Origin of the sequence: Janthinobacterium sp. FW305-129 (assembly GCF_020858115.1) — a bacterium.
GTDB lineage: Bacteria > Pseudomonadota > Gammaproteobacteria > Burkholderiales > Burkholderiaceae_D > Janthinobacterium.
This window is the reverse complement of the sequence record NZ_JACYMM010000014.1, coordinates 19,506-39,386: the sequence shown is the minus strand read 5'-3', so window position 1 is coordinate 39,386 and position 19,881 is coordinate 19,506. Positions and strand designations below refer to the sequence as shown.

Sequence of the window (19,881 nt, the reverse complement as noted above, 5' to 3'; positions counted from 1 at the left end):
AACGAAAGTCATCGCTGTGCGTGGCAAATGCTGCAAAGCGGCACCGGAATCAATGAAATGGCGGCGATTGGATGCGATAATACCGCTTCTCCAAGCTATTGATTGCCTTCCATGCCACAATTTGCTCCGCTCCAGAACGACACTTTCCTGCGCGCCCTGCTGCGCCAGCCGACCGAGCACACCCCTGTCTGGCTGATGCGCCAGGCGGGCCGCTACCTGCCCGAATACCGCGCCACGCGCGAGCGGGCCGGCTCCTTCCTGGGCCTGGCAAAGAATCCCGATTACGCCACCGAAGTGACCTTGCAGCCCCTGGAGCGCTTCCCGCTCGACGCGGCGATTTTGTTTTCCGACATCCTGACGGTGCCTGACGCGATGGGCCTGGGCCTGTATTTCGCCGATGGCGAAGGCCCGAAGTTCGAGCGTCCGCTGCGCACGGAACAGGATGTGAAGGCGTTGCAAGTGCCGGACCTGGAATCGCTCGACTACGTCTTCAAGGCCGTCACGCAGATCCGCACGGAACTCAATGGCCGCGTGCCGCTGATCGGTTTTTCCGGCAGCCCGTGGACCCTGGCGTGCTACATGGTGGAAGGCGGCGGCTCGAAAGAGTTCCACACCATCAAGAAGATGCTGTACAACCGCCCCGACCTGATGCACCACATCCTGGCGATTAACGCCACTTCCGTGGCGCAGTACCTGAATGCGCAGATCGATGCCGGCGCGCAAGCCGTGATGATTTTCGATTCCTGGGGCGGTGCGCTGGCCGATGGCGCCTACCAGGAATTCTCGCTGGCCTACATGCAGCAAGTGGTGGCGCAGCTGAAACGCGACAAGGATGGCGTGAAGATTCCCGCCATCGTGTTTACCAAGGGCGGCGGCCAGTGGATCGAGCAGATCGCCGACATCGGCGCCGATGCCGTGGGCCTGGACTGGACCGTCAACCTGACGCGCGCGCGCCAGCTGGTGGGGCATAAAGTGGGCTTGCAGGGCAATCTCGACCCCGCCATCCTGTTCGCCAGCCCCGAGCAGATCCGCGCCGAAGTGGCGAAAGTGCTCAACGCCTTTGGCGCGCCATCGGCCGGCACGGGCCACGTGTTCAACCTGGGCCATGGCATTTCCCAGTTCACGCCGCCGGAATCGGTCGAAGCGATGGTGGAAGCCGTGCACAGCATGAGCCGCGCCATGCGCAGCGGCCAGTAAGTATTCGTTTTCCCCTGGCGCAGGGGTAGATAAGGCAGGCTTTCCAGCGGAAGCCTGCCTTTTTCTTTGCTGCGCCTTAGCAAGAAATACCGACTTATGCACAATTTTTTTTGCTGCGGAAATAAGAGGCAGTGTCAAAGCCATGCCCGGGGGCGCTTTGCAAGTGCTTGATTATTAAGAAATAAAAAATGCCTTGTTTGGCGGACTTTGTTGCAATTGATAAGGTTATTCTTTCGTCCGCTCGCCTTATTCCTTCATTGTCCACAAAGTTATCAACAGATTCTGTGGATAAAATTGAAAAGTAATTTGTTAACCGATACTTAGCGCCGATGTTCAGGTTTCACCTGAAGTGCATGTTGCAGTGCATGATAATTGAACAATGTTTCGCCGCCCGTCAGGCAAAAGCGAACGCTTGCCCGGCAATTGTCAATTTTGCCGCGTGCCGCCCGTGTTTTTCCGAATCTGGCGCATCAAAATGGTGCGGATTTCTGTATAAATAAATTACAAATGGTTCAGTTATGCACAGCGGCGGAAATGTGCTGTGGATTTCTAGCCTCCCGGGCATCAATTTTTAAGCCATTGATTTTAAATGCTTTATTTTTCTTGCGTGCCGCTCTTGACGGCGAACGAAATTTTCTATCCACATTTTTCTGAAAGTTAATTTTGCTTTGTCCACAAAGTTATCCACAGAATTTTCTTCTGGCACGAGGACAGGCCGTGCTGTCTGCCGTTAGGCGTTTGACGGACGAAACAAGTATCATGGCCCGCTGGCTTGACGCCTGACATCCCGCCGCGCCATCGACCCTGCGGCGCGCTTTTTTATTGAGATAGGCCATACCCCCATGCCGCAGTGCCTTTTGACGCCGTGCATCCTGAAAATCGCGCTCGACACGCCCCTGAACGCCCTGTTCGACTACCGCTGGAACGGGGCGGCGGCGGACGGCGTCGCGGACGCGCCGCTGCCGCAAGTGGGGCAGCTGGCGCTGGTGCCGTTCGGCCGGCGCGAAGTGATGGGGCTGATCGTCGGCGTGTCCGACAGCACCGACGTGCCTGCCGCGAAATTGAAGGACGTGCTGGCCGTGCGCAGCCAGCTGGCGCCCCTGTCGGAGCAGTGGCTGGCGCTGGCCGCCTTCGCCGCCGATTACTACCAGCGCCCGCTCGGTGAGGTGGCCTTGCCGGGCTTGCCGAAGAATTTGCGCGTGCTGACCACCGTGGCGCTCGACCGCGCCATCAAGAAGCTGGCCAAGCTGGCCGACGCGCACGACGGCACGCCGCTGAACATGCCGGCCCTGAATGCCGCGCAGCAAGAGGCGGCGGACGCCATCGGCGGCGCCCAGGGTTTCAAGCCGACCCTGCTGTACGGCGTGACGGGCAGCGGCAAGACGGAAGTGTATCTGCAAGCCTGCGCCCAGGTGCTGGCGCGCGAGGACGATGCGCAAATCCTGATCCTGGTGCCGGAAATCAATTTGACGCCCCAGCTGGAAGGCAATATCCGCGCGCGTTTTCCCGGCGTCATGCTGGCGACCCTGCACAGCAGCCTGTCCGAAGGCGAGCGCATGCTGCACTGGCTGGCCGCGCACCAGGGCCAGGCGCGCATCGTGCTCGGCACGCGCTTGGCCATCCTGGCGTCCTTGCCGAAATTGAAACTGATCGTCATCGACGAGGAGCACGATCCTTCCTACAAGCAGCAGGAAGGCTTGCGCTATTCGGCGCGCGACCTGGCCGTGTGGCGCGCTTGGCAATTGCAGATCCCCATCGTGCTCGGTTCGGCCACACCGTCGCTGGAAAGCTGGCACCACGCGCAGACGGGGCGCTACCGCAAGCTGGAATTGCGCGAACGGGCCGTCAAGAATGCGGTGTTGCCGCGCGTCAAGATCCTCGACATGGAGCGCGACAAGCCGAAGGATGGCTTGACGTCGCACCTGGTGGCGGCATTAAAACTGCGCATGGAGCGCGGCGAGCAGTCGCTGCTGTTCTTGAACCGGCGCGGCTATTCGCCCGTCATCTGCTGCGAATCGTGCGGCTGGATCAGCAATTGCACGCGCTGCACCTCGTTCATGGTGCTGCACAAGCCCGAGCACCGGCTGCGCTGCCACCATTGCAGCCTGGAACTGCGCATTCCCCGCCATTGCCCCACGTGCGGCAACGTCGACCTGCAGCCGCTGGGACGTGGCACGCAGCGCGTGGAAGAGGGCTTGCAGCAATTGTTTCCCGAGGCGCGCATCTTGCGCATCGATGCCGATTCCACGCGCAAGAAGGGCAGCGCGCAGGAAGCGTTCGATACCGTGCACCGGGGCGAAGTGGATATTCTGATCGGCACGCAGATGGTGGCCAAGGGCCACGATTTCAAAAAACTGACCCTGGTCGGCATTTTGAATCCGGACACGGCCCTGTTTTCGCAGGATTACCGGGCCAGCGAACGCCTGTTCGCGCAATTGATGCAGGTGGCGGGCCGGGCCGGGCGGGCTGCGCAGACGCAAGGCGGCAGCGTCAGTGAAGTGCTGATCCAGACGCGCTATGCGCGCCATCCGCTGTACGACGCCGTCGTCAACCACGATTACGACCATTTCGCCACCACCTTGCTGGAAGAGCGGGCCCAGGCGGCGCTGCCGCCCTACCTGTTCCAGGCCCTGCTGCGCGCCGAAGCCCCGGAGCTGGCGACGGCCATCGAATTCCTGCAGGCGGCGAAAGAGTGCATGGAACACCCGCAAGTGACCATCAATGACCCGATTCCCATGAGCATGACGCGCGTCTACAACGTGGACCGCGCCCAGCTGCTGCTGGAATCGCCCTCGCGGCCCGCCCTGCAGGCGTTCCTGAAGGAATGGCTGATGGAATTGCGCGCCATGAAGACGCGCGTGAAATGGTCGCTGGAAGTGGATCCGCTCGATATTTAAGCCAGGTAGTCGCGCCCGGCTTTGACGATCTGTTCCGACAACAGCTTGGTAAACGGCGTGTCCAGGGTCCACGCATGCCAGCTCAGCGGTACGTCCAGGGTGCTGCCCGGCATCAGATCGACGAGACGGTCCGTCGCCAGCGCCTGCGCGGCCAGGCGCTGCGGCATCAGGCCGTAGGCCAGGCCATCCTGGACGCAGGCGCGGCGCGCCGCTTCCACGGGCAAGGTGTGGTGCGGAAACGGTTCGCGCATGCTCAATTGTTCCGCGAGGAAACGCGCCAGCAAGCCGTGCTGGCCCACCACGGCCGGCGCCAGTTGTACCGCCTCGGCAATAAAACCATCGCCGAACCAGTGCCCGGCAAACACGGGCGTGGCCACGCAGACATAGCGCAAGGTGCCCAGCGGCGTGACGCTGGTGGCGGCCGCCGCGTCGATCGCCGTGCCGGACTCTGCCGCCACGCAGCCGAACACGGAGCCGTCGCGCACCATCTGCAAGGCGCTGTCGCTGTCGGCCAGGCGCACGTCGAGCTGGCAGCGGGGCGGCGCCAGCAGGGCGGACAAGGTGTCGGGAAACCACGTGGCCAGGCTGTCGGCATCGATGGCGATGGCGATTTCCGGCATGCTGACGCTGTTGCCCAGGTCGATGTCGAGCGACGCTTCCATCAGCTTGACGTTGCGGTGATGCACGATCAATCGCTGGCCCAGGCCCGTCGGCACGGCCGGCTGGCCACGGATGATCAGCAAGCGTCCGCTGGCGTCTTCCAGCGCCTTGATGCGCTGCGAGACGGCCGACTGGGTGATGCCCAGCGCCAGGGCGGCCTTGTCGAAACTGCCATGGCTGGCGACGGCGTCCAGCACGGCCAGCGCGCGATAATCGAGTGATCCCATTAGCTCAGCTTATAAATTTTGAAAACGATTAGTTATACTAATGCATATATTGCTGCAAAGTAAAACCTTATTTTCGGCAAACGGGTAGTATCGAACACTGTGAGCAACCTCAGTGGGATGGACAGCACCATGAAGACGATACAAGTGGATGTGGCCGTGATCGGCGGCGGCACGGCCGGCATGACGGCGCGCAAGGCTGCGAGCATGCAGGGCAAGCGCGTGCTGATGATCGAAAGCGGGCCGTACGGCACGACCTGCGCCAGGGTCGGCTGCATGCCCAGCAAACTCTTGATCGCGGCGGCCGAGGCGGCCCATGCGGTGGCCGCCGCGCCCGCTTTTGGCGTGCATCCCGGTCCCGTGCGCATCGACGGCCGGCAAGTGATGGCCAGGGTGCGCAGCGAGCGCGACCGCTTTGTCGGCTTCGTGCTCGACGGCGTCAACGCCATACCCGACGAAGAAAAGCTGCGCGGCCACGCGCGGTTTATTTCCCCCGGAAAATTGCAGGTCGATGAACACACGATTGTCGAAGCCGCCAGCGTCGTCATCGCCACCGGTTCCACGCCCATCGTGCCGCCCGAGTGGCAATCGGCGGGCCAGCGCGTCATCACCAGCGACGCCGTGTTCGAATGGACGGACTTGCCGCAATCGGTCGCCGTGGTCGGCAGCGGCGTCATCGGCCTGGAACTGGGACAGGCGCTGGCGCGGCTGGGCGTGCGCGTGACGGTGTTTGCGCGCGGCAATAAAGTCGCCCAGCTGACGGATCCGCTGGTGCTGCGGGAGGCCGACGCCGTGCTGGCGCGCGAACTCGATATCCGTTTCATGACCCAGGTCGCGCACATGGCAACAACGCCGGACGGCGGCGGCATCCTGCTGACCAGCCGCGACGACGCGGGCGCGGAAAAAACCGAGCAGTTCGAGTATGTGCTGGCCGCCATCGGCCGCCGTCCGAACGTAGATCACATCGGCCTGGAAACGGCGCAAATCGAGCTCGACCGTCACGGCATCCCCCTGCATGACCCGCACACCATGCAGTGCGGCAAGAGCGCCATCTTCATCGCGGGCGATGCCGACAACGCCTTGCCGCTGCTGCCCGAAGCGGCCGACGAGGGCCGCATCGCGGGCGACAACGCGGCGCGCTTTCCTGACGTCAAGCCTGGCTTGCGCCGCACGCCGCTGGCGATCGCCTTCACGGAGCCGCAGATCGCCACCGTGGGCGCCACCTACCAGCAGCTGTGCGTGAGCCACGCGGGCCGCTTCGCCGTCGGCGCCGTGTCGTTCGGCAACCAGGGCCGCAGCCGCGTGATGCTGCAAAACCAGGGCTTGCTGCGCGTGTATGCGGAATTCGGCAGCAAGCGCTTTCTTGGCGCCGAGCTGATCGGCCCGCGGGCGGAACACCTGGGCCATTTGCTGGCGTGGGCATGCCAGGCGCAGCTGACGGTGCCCGCCATGCTCGACATGCCGTTCTACCACCCCGTCATCGAGGAAGGCGTGCGCACGGCCTTGCGCGAACTGGCCCTGCACCTGGAAAAAGACCCGGAACACGCGCCCGGCTGCGCCGACTGCTCGCCTGGCGTCTGATGCAATTTTGATATTTACACAATTTTGTAGACAAGCGCACATGATTGCGCGATCATCGCTGCCACATTGAAATATTGATTAAAAGCAAAAAACATTTCAATTGGTACATGCCGCTGATGCCACGATGGTAAAAACAAGCGGGTGCAGGCGATGATGGAGACGATGTGAAAATTCGGCGCATTTACGCGGGAGAACTCGCGCTGGGCGTGGCCCTGCCCTGGGACGTGCACAGTGAAACGGGCGGCTTGCTGGCCAGGCTGGGCCATGTCATCAGCAGCGAGAACCAGATCGCATTGCTGCTGGCGCGCGGCGTCATCGCCGATACCAGCGCCGACGTGCCGCGCACGGCCACGGAAGCGCCGTCGGCCCTGCGCATGCTGAACCTCGTCACGGCGGGCCTGGCCCTCGTCTTGCCATCCATCGCGGCCGGGCAAGCGGGCAGCCACGCACCGCTGGCCGCGCTGGCGCAGCTGGTGGAAGAGGCCGTTGTTCTGGACGCCGACGTGGCGCTGGCCTGCATCCTGCACAACCAGGGCGCGGGCGACTTTGCCGTGCGGCACAGCGTCGATACGGCCGTCATCGCGGCCCTGCTGGCGCGCGCCCTGAAACTCGGTGACGATGTGATCCGCAGCGTGGTGCTGGCCGCGCTGAGCATGAATGTGGGCATGCTGGAACGCCATGCGGATTTCCAGCACAAGGCGGGCCCGCTGGATGCGCAGGAACGCGCCTATTTGCGCGCCCATCCGCAAGCGGGTGTCGACTTGCTGCGTGCGGCGGGCGTGACGGACGCCGTCTGGCTGCAAGCCGTGCTGCAGCATCATGAAAATATCGATGGCAGCGGCTATCCGCTGGGCACGCAAGGCGAGGCGATCGGCATCGGCGCCCGCCTGATCATGCTGGCCGACCGCTATTGCGCGCGCGTCTCGAAGCGCAGCTACCGCCAGCCTTTGCTGCCGAACGTGGCCCTGCGCGAAATGTTGATGGCCGACAAGGCCACGCTGGATGCGCCGCTGGCATCCTTGCTGGTACGCGAGCTGGGCATCTACCCCGTCGGCACCTTCGTCAAGCTGTTGAATGGCGAAATCGGCGTCGTCACGCGCAAGGGCTTGAATGCCACCACGCCGCACGTGCAATCGCTGATCGGCCCCCGCGGCGCGCGCCTGGACGTGCCGCTGCGGCGCGACACGCGCGTGGACTTGCACGCCATCCGCGAAGTGCTCAGCGCGGAGCAGGCGGGACTGCAATTTCGCCCCGACCAGTTATGGGGCCGCAGCGCAAGAATTTAGCGCGGGAGGTTAATTCAGCAGACCCGCATCCAGCCGTCCCTCAAGCGCCAGCTCGCGCATGATGCGCACGGTGTCGATGTCGGACTCCTTGTAGGCGGAGCGGCGGAAGTCGTCGTACAGGGCGTTGGCCGCATCGGTGGCCGCGTCGTGGCCGTCGTCGTACTGGAAGCGCACCCACAGGCTCGCTTCGTCGGGCATCTCGATGGTCATCACCAGCGAGGAGGCGCTGATGTCTTTCTGCGCCGGCACTTCGTAGCGCACCTGCAGTTGCGGCACCAGCACCACCTTGTCGTTGATGACCAGCTCGCCATAGCGCAGGCTGCGCGCGAAACCGGCATCGCAGCGCTCGCTGATCCGGCATTCATCGAGGTGCGGCACGAACAGCTTGGGCGACTCGGCGCGCAAGACGAGGCCGCGCCAGACCTGTTCCAGGGTCAGGGTGTCGATCAGCGGGTTCAAAGGATCGTTGATTTCAATCAGGTGTTCAAATTTCATGGGACTGCCATTCGGTAAGTGGGCGCGCGCGGGCGATATAGGCGGAATGGTACTCCAGGCGTGGCCGCGCCGCACGCATTGCAGCGGCCAAGATGGCTGCATATGGCGATATATCAATGCCGTTGCCTGTTTTTCATGCAGATCTCGCCGTGCAAATGGCGGGCGCGACGCTGTTACAATGGGCTGCTGTTCCCTGCGGAAATACCCTGATGTCCAAAGCACCACAGTTCGGTCTGAATGCGCCCCAAAGCGAAGCGGTTACCTACCTCGACGGCCCTTGTCTCGTGCTGGCGGGCGCCGGTTCGGGCAAGACGCGCGTGATCACGCAAAAGATCGCCCATCTGATCGAAGACCGGGGCTACGACCCGCGCACCATCGCCGCGCTGACCTTCACCAACAAGGCGGCGCTGGAAATGCAGGAACGCATCGCCAAGCTCTTGAAGCAGCCGCGCCAGGCCAAGCAGTTGACGGTGTCGACCTTCCACTCGCTGGGCGTGAAAATCCTGCGCCAGGAAGCCAATGGCGTGGGCTTGAAAGACCGCTTTTCCATCATGGATAGCGACGATTGTTTTTCCTTGGTGCAAGACCTCGCCATTACCACCGATAAACAGGTGATCCGCGGCATCCAGAATGCCATGTCGCTGTGGAAAAATGGCCTGATCGACCCGGACATGGCCCTGGCGCAAGCCAAGGATGAAGATGAAGCGAACGCGGCGCGCATCTACCGCAGCTATGTGGCCACGCTGTCCGCCTACCAGGCCGTCGATTTCGACGATCTGATCCGCTTGCCCGTGGAATTGTTCCGCAACAATGGCCCCGTGCGCGACAAGTGGCAGCGGCGTTTGCGCTACCTGCTCGTCGATGAATACCAGGATACGAATACCTGCCAGTACGAACTGGTGAAACTGATGGTGACGGGTATCGGCAAGAAACCGATGTTTACGGCCGTGGGCGACGACGACCAGGCGATCTATGCGTGGCGCGGCGCCACGGTGGAAAATCTGAAAACGCTGGAAACGGATTTCCCCGATTTGCGCGTGATCAAACTGGAGCAGAATTACCGCTCCACCATGCGCGTGCTCAATGCGGCCAATGCCGTCATCGGCAATAATCCGAAATTGTTCGAAAAGTCGCTGTGGTCGGAGCACGGCCTGGGCGAGCCGATCAAGGTGCTGGGCATGCAGACGGACGAGCAGGAGGCGGAGCAGGTCGCCATCATGATCTCGGCCGACCATTTCGAGCGCAAGAACAAATTTTCCGATTACGCGATTCTGTACCGGGGCAACCACCAGGCACGGATCATCGAGCAATGTCTGCGCAAGGAACGCATTCCGTACACGATTTCGGGCGGCCAGAGTTTTTTTGATAAGGCCGAGATCAAGGACATTATCAGCTACCTGCGTTTGCTGGCCAACGAAGACGACGACCCGGCCTTCATTCGCGCCGTGACGACGCCGCGCCGCGGCGTGGGGCAGTCGACCCTGGAAGTGCTGGGCGCGTTTTCGGGGCAGTGGCAGTGCTCGCTGTTCCAGGCCGTCTTTAAAGGCGGCATCGAGGCCAAGCTGACGGACCGCCAGCTGGGACCGCTGCGCGACTTCTGCAACTTCATCAACGACCTCGAATCGCGCGCCAGCCGCCCCGGCGCGGCCGGCAGCGGCGACAACGCGGCCGAAGTGCTGGACGACATGATGAAGGAAATCCACTACGAATCGTATCTGTACGATGCCTTCGAGGAACGGCAAGCGCAAAGCAAGTGGCAGAACGTGCTCGAATTCGTCAACTGGCTCAAGGAGCGGGGCCGGGGCGGCAAGGACCGCGATGGCGAAGAAAAGAACGTGCTGGAACTGACGCAGATGGTGGCCCTGATGACCATGCTGGAAGGCAAGGACGAGGAGCAGGACGCCGTGCGCATGTCCACCCTGCACGCGTCGAAAGGCCTGGAGTTTCCGCACGTGTTCCTGGTCGGCGTGGAAGAGGGGATCTTGCCGCATAAGGGCGACGCGGACGCGCCCGCCGAAACCATCGCCGCGCGCATCCAGGAAGAGCGGCGGCTGATGTATGTGGGCATTACGCGCGCCCAGCGCACCTTGCACGTCACCTGGTGCAAGAAGCGCAAGCGGGCGGGCGAGCAAGTCCATTGCGATCCGTCGCGTTTCATCAAGGAAATGCAACTCGACGTGGGCGACGCCGTGCCGACGGAAGCGGAAGTGATTTCGCCGAAAGAACGTCTGGCGCGCATGAAGGCCTTGCTGGCCGCGCCGAAGGCTTAAGCAGCGTTCACGCTTCCACTGCGCCGTCGGGCGTGGTTTTCGGCACGATGGCCAGCTGCATGCCCAGCGCATCGAGCATCTTTAAAATGGTTTCAAAGCGCGGCTTGCTGCCTTCGCGCAAGGCTTTATATGCGCCTTCGCGCGTGATGTCGGCCCTGGCCGCCACCTTGCCCATGCCGTAGGCGCGCACCACGTCGTTCATGGCGGACTGGAACAGTTCCGCGTTGCCGGTGGCGACGATTTCGCTCATGTAGGCGGCCACGGCGGCCTTGCTGGTCAGATGTTGCGTTGGGTCAAATTTGCTCAGGCCTAATGCTTCCAGGTCGTCGAGGTCGAAGGTGTCGTGGTCGATATGTTGGTTCATTGCTTTCGTGCTCCTGTGGATGCCGCCGCTTTCCGGATGGCCGCCTGCCGGGCTTTCAGCTCGCTGAGGATCGCTTGCGCCTGCTTGATGTCGCGTTGCTGGCTGGATTTGTTGCCACCGAGCAGCAGCAAGATCAGGGTGCCCCGATTCGTTTCATGAAAATACACGCGCCAGCCCGGCCCCGTCTGTAAAAAGCGCAGTTCGCACACGCCTTCGCCCACAGGGCGCCAGTCGCCCTTCTTACCGTGCTGCAAATGCTTGATGCGGGCATCGATGGCGGCGGCCGCCACATCGTGCAAACCATCTTCCCAGCGCCGGTATTCGGCCGTCTTGCGCGTATCGATGAGTACTGGTTCGGGCGGCGTTGGTGTGTTCATTGTAATCGTTTGTTCTCATTCGTCAAGCGGTTTGAGCCCATACAGGAAGAATAAACAGAAATCGCAGCCCGTCCGGCGGGGAATGAAGGGAGTTTGTCCTGGCTCACGCCGCTGCGGCGGTAGAATGCCCCCTTTCAGTCAGGAATCACCGAGAGCACCATGGACAATGCAGAACAGATGGAAACACGTTTCGTCGATATCGAAATCAAGCTGGCGCAGCAGGAAGACCTGGTCGAGTCGCTGAACCAGATGGTGTACCAGCAGGGCAAGCGCATCGATCAATTGGAAGCGATGCTGCACAAGCTGGGCGAGCACGTGCGCGACGGGGCGCAGCAGGCGAATGGCGGGCTGGTCAACGAACGTCCGCCGCATTACTAACGCTGTACGGGCGTATCGCTACCATCGGTAGTTGCGGGTGACGCAAGTGTTTCTGGCTGTTATTATTTCAGGCTGGCCCGCGACACAATCGCGGCTCTCTTGCGTTCCTTGAAAGAAGACATGACCCGTCCAACAATGCTCGTCATCGCCGCCAGCCTGATGCTGGCGCCAGCCGCCGCCGCTTTTGCCGCCACCGCGGCCGCAGCGCTGCCTGCTTCGAACCCGTTTGCGCAGGCCAGCAGCCTGCCCTTCCACTATCCGCCGTTCGACAAGGTGCAGGATGCCGACTACGCGCCCGCCTTTACGGCAGGCATGGCCGCCAACCTGGCGGAAATCGACGCGATTGCGAATAACAAGCAGCCAGCGACCTTCGACAACACCATCGTGGCCATGGAACGCTCGGGCCAGCTGCTGAGCCGCGTGCGCACCGTGTTTTCCGTGATGTCCGGCTCCAACACGAATGAGACGATCCAGGGCCTGGAACGCGAACTGGCGCCGAAAATGGCGGCCCACAGCGACGCCATCATGCTCAACGACAAGCTTTTCAAGCGCATCGACGCCCTGTACGCCAAGCGCGACAAGCTGGGCCTGGATGCCGAATCGAAACGCTTGCTGGAACGCTATCACACCGATTTTGTCCGCGCCGGCGCCAAGCTGTCGGCGGCCGACAAGCAAAAGCTGCGCGCCTACAATGGCCAGCTGGCTGCCCTGTCGACCAAGTTCGCGCAGAACGTGCTGAAGGAATTGAACGCCTCGGCTGTCGTCGTCGATACGCGCGAAGAGCTGGACGGCCTGTCGCCGGCCGCCATCGAAGTGGCCGCCGGCCTGGCCAAGAAGCGCGGCCTGGACGGCAAGTACGTGATCGCCCTCGTCAACACGACGGGCCAGGCGCCGCTGTCGCTGCTGACCAACCGCGCCGTGCGCGAACGCATCATGGCCGCTTCGCAAGCGCGCGGCAGCCGTGGCGGCGAGTTCGACAACACCCAGGAAGTGCTGGAACTGGCCAAGCTGCGCGCCGAACGTGCCGCGCTGATGGGTTACCCGAACTACGCGGCCTACTCGCTGGAAGACCAGACGGCGCACGACACCACCGCCGTGAACGCCCTGCTGGGCGAATTGGCGAAGCCGGCCGTCGTCAATGCGCGCCGTGAAGCGGACGACATCCAGAAGGTCATCGATGCGGGCAAAGGCGGCTTCAAGGTAGGCGCCGCCGACTGGGCCTTCTACAGCGACAAGGTGCGCGCCGAACGCTACAACTTTGACGAAACGCAACTCAAACCGTACTTTGAGATGCACAGCGTATTGACCCGTGGCGTGTTCTTTGCTGCTGGCAAGTTGTATGGCTTGACCTTCAAGCAGCGCACCGACTTGCCCGTCTACAACACCGACATGCTGGTGTACGACGTCTTCAATGAAGACGGCACGCAGCTGGCCATCTTTACGCTCGACCCTTACGCGCGCAGCAACAAGCGCGGCGGCGCCTGGGCGAATGCCTACGTGGGCCAGTCGAGCTTGCTGAACCGCAAGCCGGTGATCGCGAATAACCTGAACATTCCGAAGCCGGAAGCGGGCCAGCCGACCCTGATGACGTTTGACGAAGTCAACACCATGTTCCACGAATTCGGCCATGCGCTGCACGGCATGTTTTCGAACGTGAAGTACCCGCGCTTTGCCGGCACCAGCGTGCCGCGCGACTTCGTCGAATACCCGTCGCAAGTCAATGAAATGTGGGCGCTGTGGCCGGAAGTGCTGCAAAACTACGCCAAGCACTACCAGACGGGCGCGGCCATTCCGGCCGAACTGCTGGCCAAGGTGACGGCGGCCGACAATTTCAACCAGGGCTACAAGACCACGGAATACCTGGCATCGGCCTTGCTGGACCAGCGCTGGCACCAGCTGACCCCGGCACAGATCCCGACCGACGTGCTGGCGTTTGAAAAGGCCGCGTTGACGGACGCGGGCGTCGATTTCGCCCCGGCGCCGCCGCGCTACCGCACCACGTATTTCTCGCACGCGTTCGCGGGCGGCTATTCGGCCGGCTACTACGCCTACCTGTGGTCGGAAAAGCTCGACGCCGACACGGTCGAGTGGTTCAAGGAAAACGGCGGCCTGACGCGCAAGAACGGCGACTGGTTCCGTCAGAAACTGCTGTCGCGCGGCGGCAGCGCCGATGCGCTCGACATCTACCGCAACTTCCGCGGCCGCGATGCGAAGATCGAACCGCTGCTGGAACGCCGTGGCTTGAACGGCAAGTAATTTCTCCCCAGTACCGGCCTCGTCTGTACTGAACATCAATGGCCGCCCGGCAATGGGCGGCCATTTTTATTTGGGGATTTTGACTGTACGCCGTGGTAAACCGCGCATTTGGCGTGCTGCACCACAGGATCGCCCATGTTGGATGACGCCTGTGTGACAGGCTGCTATGATCTGCCACTGGCCCGCGACGCGATCGCGGTTCTTCCCGCGCTTCCTGAAAGATGTCATGATCCGTCCACAACTGCTCGTCATCGCCGCCAGCGTCATGCTGGCCCACGCCGTTCCTTCCGCCATGGCTGCCGCCACCGCAAAATCCGCGCCTGCCGCCGCCGTCAGCGCCCAGAATCCCCTGTTGAAAGTCAGTCCGCTGCCGTTCCAGATGCCGCAATTCGGCCTGATCAAGGATGCGCACTACGCGCCGGCGTTTGCCGAAGGCATGAAACGCCAGCTGGCCGAAGTCAACGCGATCGCCAGCAACCGCCAGCCGGCCACGTTCGAGAACACCATCGTGGCCCTGGAGCGCACGGGACAGCTGCTGCACCGCGTACAAAGCATCTTCAGCAACATGACGTCGACCAACACGAACAGCGTGCTGGAAGCGGTGGAAGTGGACGTGTCGCCGAAACTGGCCGCGCATGGCGATGCCATCACCCTGAACCCGAAATTGTTTACCCGCATCGACACCCTGTATGCCAAGCGCGACAAGCTGGGCCTCGATGCGGAATCCCTGCGCCTGCTCGAGCGCTATCACACGGATTTCGTGCGCGCCGGCGCCAAGCTGTCCGATGCGGACAAGGAAAAACTGAAAGCCTATAACGCCGAGCAGGCGGGCCTGGAAACGGCCTTCGCGCAAAACGTGCTGAAGGAAACGAATGCCAAGAGCATCGTCGTCGACACGCGTCTTGAGCTGGCCGGCATGACGGACAGCGATATCGATACGGCCGCCACGGCAGCCAAGGAACGGGGCTTGACGGGCAAGTTCGTCATTGCCCTGGTGAACACCAGCGGCCAGCCGCCATTGGCCGTATTGACGGATCGCAAGACGCGTCAGCGCCTGATGGATGCGTCGCTGAACCGCGGCAGCCAGGGCGGCGAGTTCGACAACCGCGCCATCGTGCTGAAGCTGGCCAAACTGCGCGCCGAACGGGCGACTTTGCTCGGTTACGCCAACTACGCCGCGTATTCGCTGGAAGACCAGACGGCCAAGACCACCACGGCCGTCAACACCCTGCTGTCGGAACTGGCGAAACCGGCCGTCGCCAACGCGCGCCGCGAAGCGGCCGACCTGCAGCAAGTGGTCGATGCGGAAAAAGGCGGTTTCCAGGTAGCGGCGGCCGACTGGGCCATCTACACGGACAAGCTGCGCAAGCAGCGTTTCAATTTCGATGAAAACGAGCTGAAACCGTATTTGGAACTGAATAGTGTGCTGAACAACGGCGTCTTCTTTGCCGCCAATAAACTGTATGGCATCAGCTTCAAGGAACGGAAGGACTTGCCGGTGTACAACCCGGACGTGCGCGTCTACGACGTTCTGGATGCCAACGGCAAGCCGCTGGCCCTGTTCATTGCCGATTTCTATGCGCGCGGCAACAAGCATGGCGGCGCGTGGATGAATGAATATGTGTCGCAATCATCGCTGATGGGCACGCATCCCGTCGTCGCCAACCAATTGAACATTCCGAAGCCGCCCGCCGGCCAGCCGACCTTGCTGACGTTCGATGAAGTGACGACCATGTTCCACGAATTCGGCCATGCACTGCACGGCATGTTTTCGAACGTGAAATATCCGCGCTTTGCCGGCACCAGCGTGCCGAGCGACTTCGTCGAGTATCCATCGCAAGTCAATGAAATGTGGGCCGTCTGGCCGGAAGTGCTGCAAAACTATGCCAAGCACTACCAGAGCGGTGCGGCCATGCCGCAGGAATTGCTCGACAAGGTCACGGCGGCGAAGAAATTCAACCAGGGCTTCATGACGACGGAATACCTGTCGGCGGCCCTGCTGGACCAGCGCTGGCACCAGCTGGCGCCGAGCCAGATTCCGACGGACGTGCTGGCCTTTGAAGCGGCATCGCTGAAAGATGCGGGCGTCGATTACGCGCCCGTGCCGCCGCGCTACCGCACCACGTATTTCTCGCACAGCTTCTCGGGCGGCTACTCGGCGGCGTATTACGCCTACCTGTGGTCGGAAAAGCTGGACGCGGAATCGGTCAACTGGTTCAAGGAAAACGGCGGCCTGACGCGCAAGAATGGCGACTGGTTCCGCAGCAAATTGCTGTCGCGCGGCGGCAGCGTCGATGCGCTGCAGCTGTTCCGCGACTTCCGCGGCCGCGATGCCACCGTGGAACCGCTGCTGGAACGCCGCGGCTTGAACGCGAAGTAAGCCGTTCTCATCAGAAGCTTGCGTTGCGTTGACCTGGCGCACGCAAGCTTTCTGTGCCGGCGGCGTAGAATTGAGTAAGATGTAAATGAAGACGTAACCAAGGCAGTCGAAAGAGTATATGAGTCAGCAAGATTTGAATGGCATTACCCTGGAAGGTATCGTGACGCGCCTGCACGCCCACTACGGCTGGGACGGCCTGGCCAAGCACATCGATATCAATTGCTTCATCAGCGATCCCAGCATCAAGTCGAGCCTGAAGTTTTTGCGCAAGACCCCGTGGGCCAGGAGCAAGGTGGAACAATTGTTCCTGGACACGCAATTTACTGACTGACAGGAAAAAACATGGATAGCAAACTCAAGGAATCGCTGCAACAGCTGCATTCGACCCTCGCAAGCAGCGGCCCCGTCGATGAAGAACTGCATGGTTTGCTGCAAAAACTCGATGTCGACATCAAGTTGCTGATGGAAAAGCGCGCCGCGCAGGAACAGGAAGAAGAGTCGACCACGTATGGACTGGCCGAGCGCAGCCAGGAATTGTCGGCCAAGTTTGCCGTCAAGCATCCGAAACTGGAGCCAGCTTTGCGGGAACTGGGTGAGATTCTAGCCAATATGGGCATTTAAGCAAGTTGTGGGAAATGCTGGGCCTGGCCCTGCCGGGACGGGCCTTCTTTCCCCAAGTGTTTGAAAATTAAACGTTTTTTGTACTGAAATCCAACAGTAAAAAGCAGGCCGTCAGGTTGGAAATGGCCAATTCCGGTACAATCCGTACCCTATGAGCTCCCCTACCAATTTATTTGCGACCGTTCCCAAGCGGTCTGCCCGCGCTGCCGTGGCGCCTTTCCTGCCGATGTCGCGTGCCGAGATGGACGCGCTGGGCTGGGACCAGTGCGACGTCATCCTCGTCACGGGCGACGCCTACATCGACCATCCGAGCTTCGGCATGGCCCTGGTCGGCCGCCTGCTCGAAGCGCAAGGTTACCGCGTCGGCATCATCAGCCAGCCCGACTGGCTGTCGGCCGACGCCTTCCGCATCCTCGGCAAGCCGCGTTTGTACTACGGCATTACCGCCGGCAACATGGATTCCATGGTCAACCAGTACACGGCCGACCGCAAGATCCGCTCCGACGATGCCTACACGGCCAATGCCGAACCAAATAAACGCCCGGACCGCGCCGTCACCGTGTACGCCCAGCGCGCGCGCGAAGCGTATTCCGACGTGCCCATCGTCATCGGCAGCATCGAGGCGTCCCTGCGCCGCATCGCCCATTACGATTACTGGTCGGACAAGGTCCGCCGTTCCGTCTTGCCCGATTCCAAGGCCGATTTGTTGATTTTCGGCAATGCCGAGCGCGCGCTGGTCGACCTGACCCACCGTCTGGCCGCCGGCGAAAACATCAAGGATATCCGCGACTTGCGCGGCACGGCCTTCATGGTGCCGGCCGGCTGGCTGCCCGGTGACGACTGGGGCGTGCACAATTCCACCCGCGTCGACGTGCCCGGCAAGATCGATCCGCACTACAGCCCCTACGAAATGGTGCAGGAAGACAAGACCGCCTGCGCCACGGAAAATGCGTCGAAATCGGCCGAAGTCATCAAGCCGATCCGCATCATGAGCCGCGAAGAGCGCCTGGCCATGGCCAAGGAAAAGCACGACAAGACGGTGGTGCGCCTGCCCGCCTACGACGTCGTCAAGGATGACCCCGTCATGTATGCACACGCTTCGCGCGTGTTCCACCTGGAATCGAATCCCGGCAATGCGCGCGCCATGGTGCAGGCGCACGGCGAACGCGATGTGTGGCTCAATCCGCCGCCGCTGCCGCTGGCCATGGACGAGATGGATGGCGTGTACGACATGAACTACGCGCGCGCCCCGCATCCGAGCTATGGCAAGGCGCATATCCCCGCGTGGGAAATGATCCGCTTTTCCGTCAACATCATGCGCGGCTGCTTCGGCGGCTGCACCTTCTGCTCGATCACGGAGCATGAAGGACGCATCATCCAGAGCCGTTCGGAACCGTCGATCCTGCGCGAAATCGAGCATATCCGCGATAAAACCAAAGGCTTTACGGGCACCATTTCCGATATGGGCGGTCCGACGGCGAATATGTACCGCCTGGCCTGCAAGGAAAAAGAGATCGAAGTGTCGTGCCGCCGCCTGTCGTGCGTGTACCCGTCCATCTGCGTGAACCTGGGCACGGACCACAGCAAGCTTATTTCCCTGTACCGCAAGGCGCGCGCCATTCCCGGCATCAAGAAAGTCTTGATCAGCTCGGGCTTGCGCTACGACCTGGCCGTGCGGTCCCCCGAGTACGTCAAGGAACTGGTGACGCACCACGTGGGTGGCTTGCTGAAAATCGCGCCCGAGCACACGGAAGAGGGGACGTTATCGAAGATGATGAAGCCCGGCATCGGCGCGTATGACGAGTTCAAGGAAATGTTCGACCGTTTCTCGCTGGAAGCGGGCAAGAAGCAATACCTGATCCCGTACTTCATCGCCGCCCATCCGGGCACGACGGACACGGACATGCTGAACCTGGCACTGTGGCTGAAGAAGAACAATTTCAAGCTGGACCAGGTGCAAACCTTCATGCCCACGCCGATGGCGATGGCGACGACCATGTATCACACGCGCAAGAATCCTTTGCGCAAGGTCACGGCAGACTCGGAAGTGGTGGAAACGGCCCGCAGCGGCAAGATCCGCCGCACCCATAAAGCGTTCCTGCGCTACCAGGACCCGGCCAACTGGCCGATTTTGCGCGAAGCGCTGGTCAACATGGGCCGAGGCGACTTGATCGGCAATGGCGACAAGCATTTGATCCCCGCCTGGACGTCATCCGAGTCGGGCGGCCTGGCCGCCGGCGAACGCAGCCGCCAGACGCATGGCGCCGGCACGCCGGACAAGTTCAAGGTCACGCCGGGCAAGAACCGCATCGCCCTGGGCGGCACGGCAGCGGCGCCGAAGGCGACGGCGGTCGAGTCGAAAGTGCGTCCGTCAATCTTGTCGACCATCAAGACCAAGGCTAAGCCGGCCGCCGTGCCGATGGGCCGTGGCGGCAAGCCGCCAGCCAAGGGCGGCCATGCCGCGCCGGCACGGGGCGGACGCAAGTAAACGGTCTTCGGCTCCCGGGCATAGCCTGAAAACCCGGCAACGCAGACAGCGTTGCCGGGTTTTTTGTTATTGGCGCACCAACATGGGGCATGGCCCGCCATGGCGGCATAATTTTTACCAATATTTAAAAATTGAATAGAGCAAAAGGCAATTTTCCCTTGTGGCAACTTGGTGTTTGAAAATATACTCGTCGGATATTTAGCCGTACGGCAACAAAGCTGCCTTTCTGGCAATCGCCAGCGTACGCGACTCCCTGCGTTGATATGAAAAGAGATGCCAATTGAAATGCCTTTCCTGCCAGGCCGAGAATAAGCCGGGCGCCAAATTCTGTTCCTCCTGCGGCACCACGTTTGCTATTGCGCCTGCCGCCGCCCCCCCGGTGCCAGGCAAGACCTGCGGCCAGTGCG

Annotated in this window: 16 protein-coding genes and 1 pseudogene; 13 read left to right on the top strand and 4 right to left on the bottom strand. The window is 61.8% G+C overall.

Features of this window, described 5'->3' with window-relative positions; genetic code table 11:
- Positions 1-111 precede the first annotated feature (111 nt).
- From hemE to IGS61_RS24630, 3 genes are all read left to right on the top strand, one after another.
- Positions 112-1,197: a uroporphyrinogen decarboxylase gene (hemE, locus tag IGS61_RS24640; protein WP_072457493.1), complete on the top strand. Its 1,086-nt coding sequence runs from the start codon at positions 112-114 to the stop codon at positions 1,195-1,197.
- A gap of 372 nt (positions 1,198-1,569) precedes the next feature.
- The gene (locus IGS61_RS24635) at positions 1,570-1,851 is read left to right on the top strand and encodes a hypothetical protein (RefSeq protein ID WP_230542009.1); all 282 of its coding nucleotides are present in this window, start codon (positions 1,570-1,572) and stop codon (positions 1,849-1,851) included.
- 188 nt (positions 1,852-2,039) lie between these two features.
- Positions 2,040-4,094 (top strand): primosomal protein N', encoded by a 2,055-nt coding sequence (locus IGS61_RS24630; protein WP_230542008.1) that lies wholly within the window; start codon positions 2,040-2,042, stop codon positions 4,092-4,094.
- Here IGS61_RS24630 and IGS61_RS24625 read toward each other — a convergent pair.
- Positions 4,091-4,981, bottom strand: coding sequence for an ArgP/LysG family DNA-binding transcriptional regulator (locus tag IGS61_RS24625; protein WP_230542007.1), 891 nt, complete (start codon positions 4,979-4,981; stop codon positions 4,091-4,093). The two genes, IGS61_RS24630 and IGS61_RS24625, sit on opposite strands and share 4 nt — an antisense overlap.
- Before the next feature lie 129 nt (positions 4,982-5,110).
- Here IGS61_RS24625 and IGS61_RS24620 point away from each other — a divergent pair, with 129 nt between their 5' ends.
- Positions 5,111-6,559: a dihydrolipoyl dehydrogenase gene (locus IGS61_RS24620; protein WP_230542006.1), complete on the top strand. Its 1,449-nt coding sequence runs from the start codon at positions 5,111-5,113 to the stop codon at positions 6,557-6,559.
- Between the two features lie 164 nt (positions 6,560-6,723).
- Positions 6,724-7,845, top strand: coding sequence for an HD-GYP domain-containing protein (locus tag IGS61_RS24615; RefSeq protein ID WP_230542005.1), 1,122 nt, complete (start codon positions 6,724-6,726; stop codon positions 7,843-7,845).
- A 9-nt stretch (positions 7,846-7,854) separates the two neighbouring features.
- On the opposite strand, the gene IGS61_RS24610 is transcribed toward IGS61_RS24615, so the two are convergent.
- Positions 7,855-8,340 (bottom strand): SRPBCC family protein, encoded by a 486-nt coding sequence (locus IGS61_RS24610; protein WP_230542004.1) that lies wholly within the window; start codon positions 8,338-8,340, stop codon positions 7,855-7,857.
- Positions 8,341-8,549: 209 nt separating this feature from the next.
- On the opposite strand from IGS61_RS24610, the gene IGS61_RS24605 reads away from it, so the two are divergent.
- The gene (locus IGS61_RS24605; RefSeq protein ID WP_086137636.1) at positions 8,550-10,610 is read left to right on the top strand and encodes a UvrD-helicase domain-containing protein; all 2,061 of its coding nucleotides are present in this window, start codon (positions 8,550-8,552) and stop codon (positions 10,608-10,610) included.
- 7 nt (positions 10,611-10,617) lie between these two features.
- Here the strand turns inward: IGS61_RS24605 and IGS61_RS24600 are convergent, their stop codons facing one another.
- Together IGS61_RS24600 and IGS61_RS24595 are read right to left on the bottom strand one after the other, a co-directional pair.
- Positions 10,618-10,974, bottom strand: a complete 357-nt coding sequence (locus tag IGS61_RS24600) for an addiction module antidote protein (RefSeq protein WP_219312054.1) — start codon at positions 10,972-10,974, stop codon at positions 10,618-10,620.
- Positions 10,971-11,351 (bottom strand): type II toxin-antitoxin system RelE/ParE family toxin, encoded by a 381-nt coding sequence (locus IGS61_RS24595; protein WP_230542003.1) that lies wholly within the window; start codon positions 11,349-11,351, stop codon positions 10,971-10,973. Before IGS61_RS24595 ends, IGS61_RS24600 begins: the two co-directional genes overlap by 4 nt.
- Before the next feature lie 159 nt (positions 11,352-11,510).
- On the opposite strand from IGS61_RS24595, the gene IGS61_RS24590 reads away from it, so the two are divergent.
- The 7 genes and pseudogenes from IGS61_RS24590 to IGS61_RS28030 form a co-directional block, all read left to right on the top strand.
- On the top strand, positions 11,511-11,729 hold the full coding sequence (locus IGS61_RS24590) for a SlyX family protein (protein ID WP_070290273.1): 219 nt from the start codon (positions 11,511-11,513) through the stop codon (positions 11,727-11,729).
- A gap of 120 nt (positions 11,730-11,849) precedes the next feature.
- A complete protein-coding gene (locus IGS61_RS24585; RefSeq protein WP_230542002.1) occupies positions 11,850-13,985 on the top strand; it encodes a M3 family metallopeptidase in 2,136 nt (711 codons plus the stop codon).
- A gap of 226 nt (positions 13,986-14,211) precedes the next feature.
- Positions 14,212-16,365: a M3 family metallopeptidase gene (locus IGS61_RS24580; protein ID WP_230542001.1), complete on the top strand. Its 2,154-nt coding sequence runs from the start codon at positions 14,212-14,214 to the stop codon at positions 16,363-16,365.
- A 118-nt stretch (positions 16,366-16,483) separates the two neighbouring features.
- Positions 16,484-16,696 (top strand): VF530 family DNA-binding protein, encoded by a 213-nt coding sequence (locus tag IGS61_RS24575; protein WP_070219603.1) that lies wholly within the window; start codon positions 16,484-16,486, stop codon positions 16,694-16,696.
- Positions 16,697-16,707: 11 nt separating this feature from the next.
- The gene (locus IGS61_RS24570) at positions 16,708-16,986 is read left to right on the top strand and encodes a DUF4404 family protein (RefSeq protein ID WP_070219601.1); all 279 of its coding nucleotides are present in this window, start codon (positions 16,708-16,710) and stop codon (positions 16,984-16,986) included.
- A 226-nt stretch (positions 16,987-17,212) separates the two neighbouring features.
- Positions 17,213-19,474 (top strand): YgiQ family radical SAM protein, encoded by a 2,262-nt coding sequence (locus tag IGS61_RS24565; RefSeq protein WP_442908101.1) that lies wholly within the window; start codon positions 17,213-17,215, stop codon positions 19,472-19,474.
- A 280-nt stretch (positions 19,475-19,754) separates the two neighbouring features.
- Positions 19,755-19,862, top strand: a pseudogene (locus IGS61_RS28030) (zinc-ribbon domain-containing protein); the annotation flags it as partial.
- Positions 19,863-19,881: the final 19 nt, after the last annotated feature.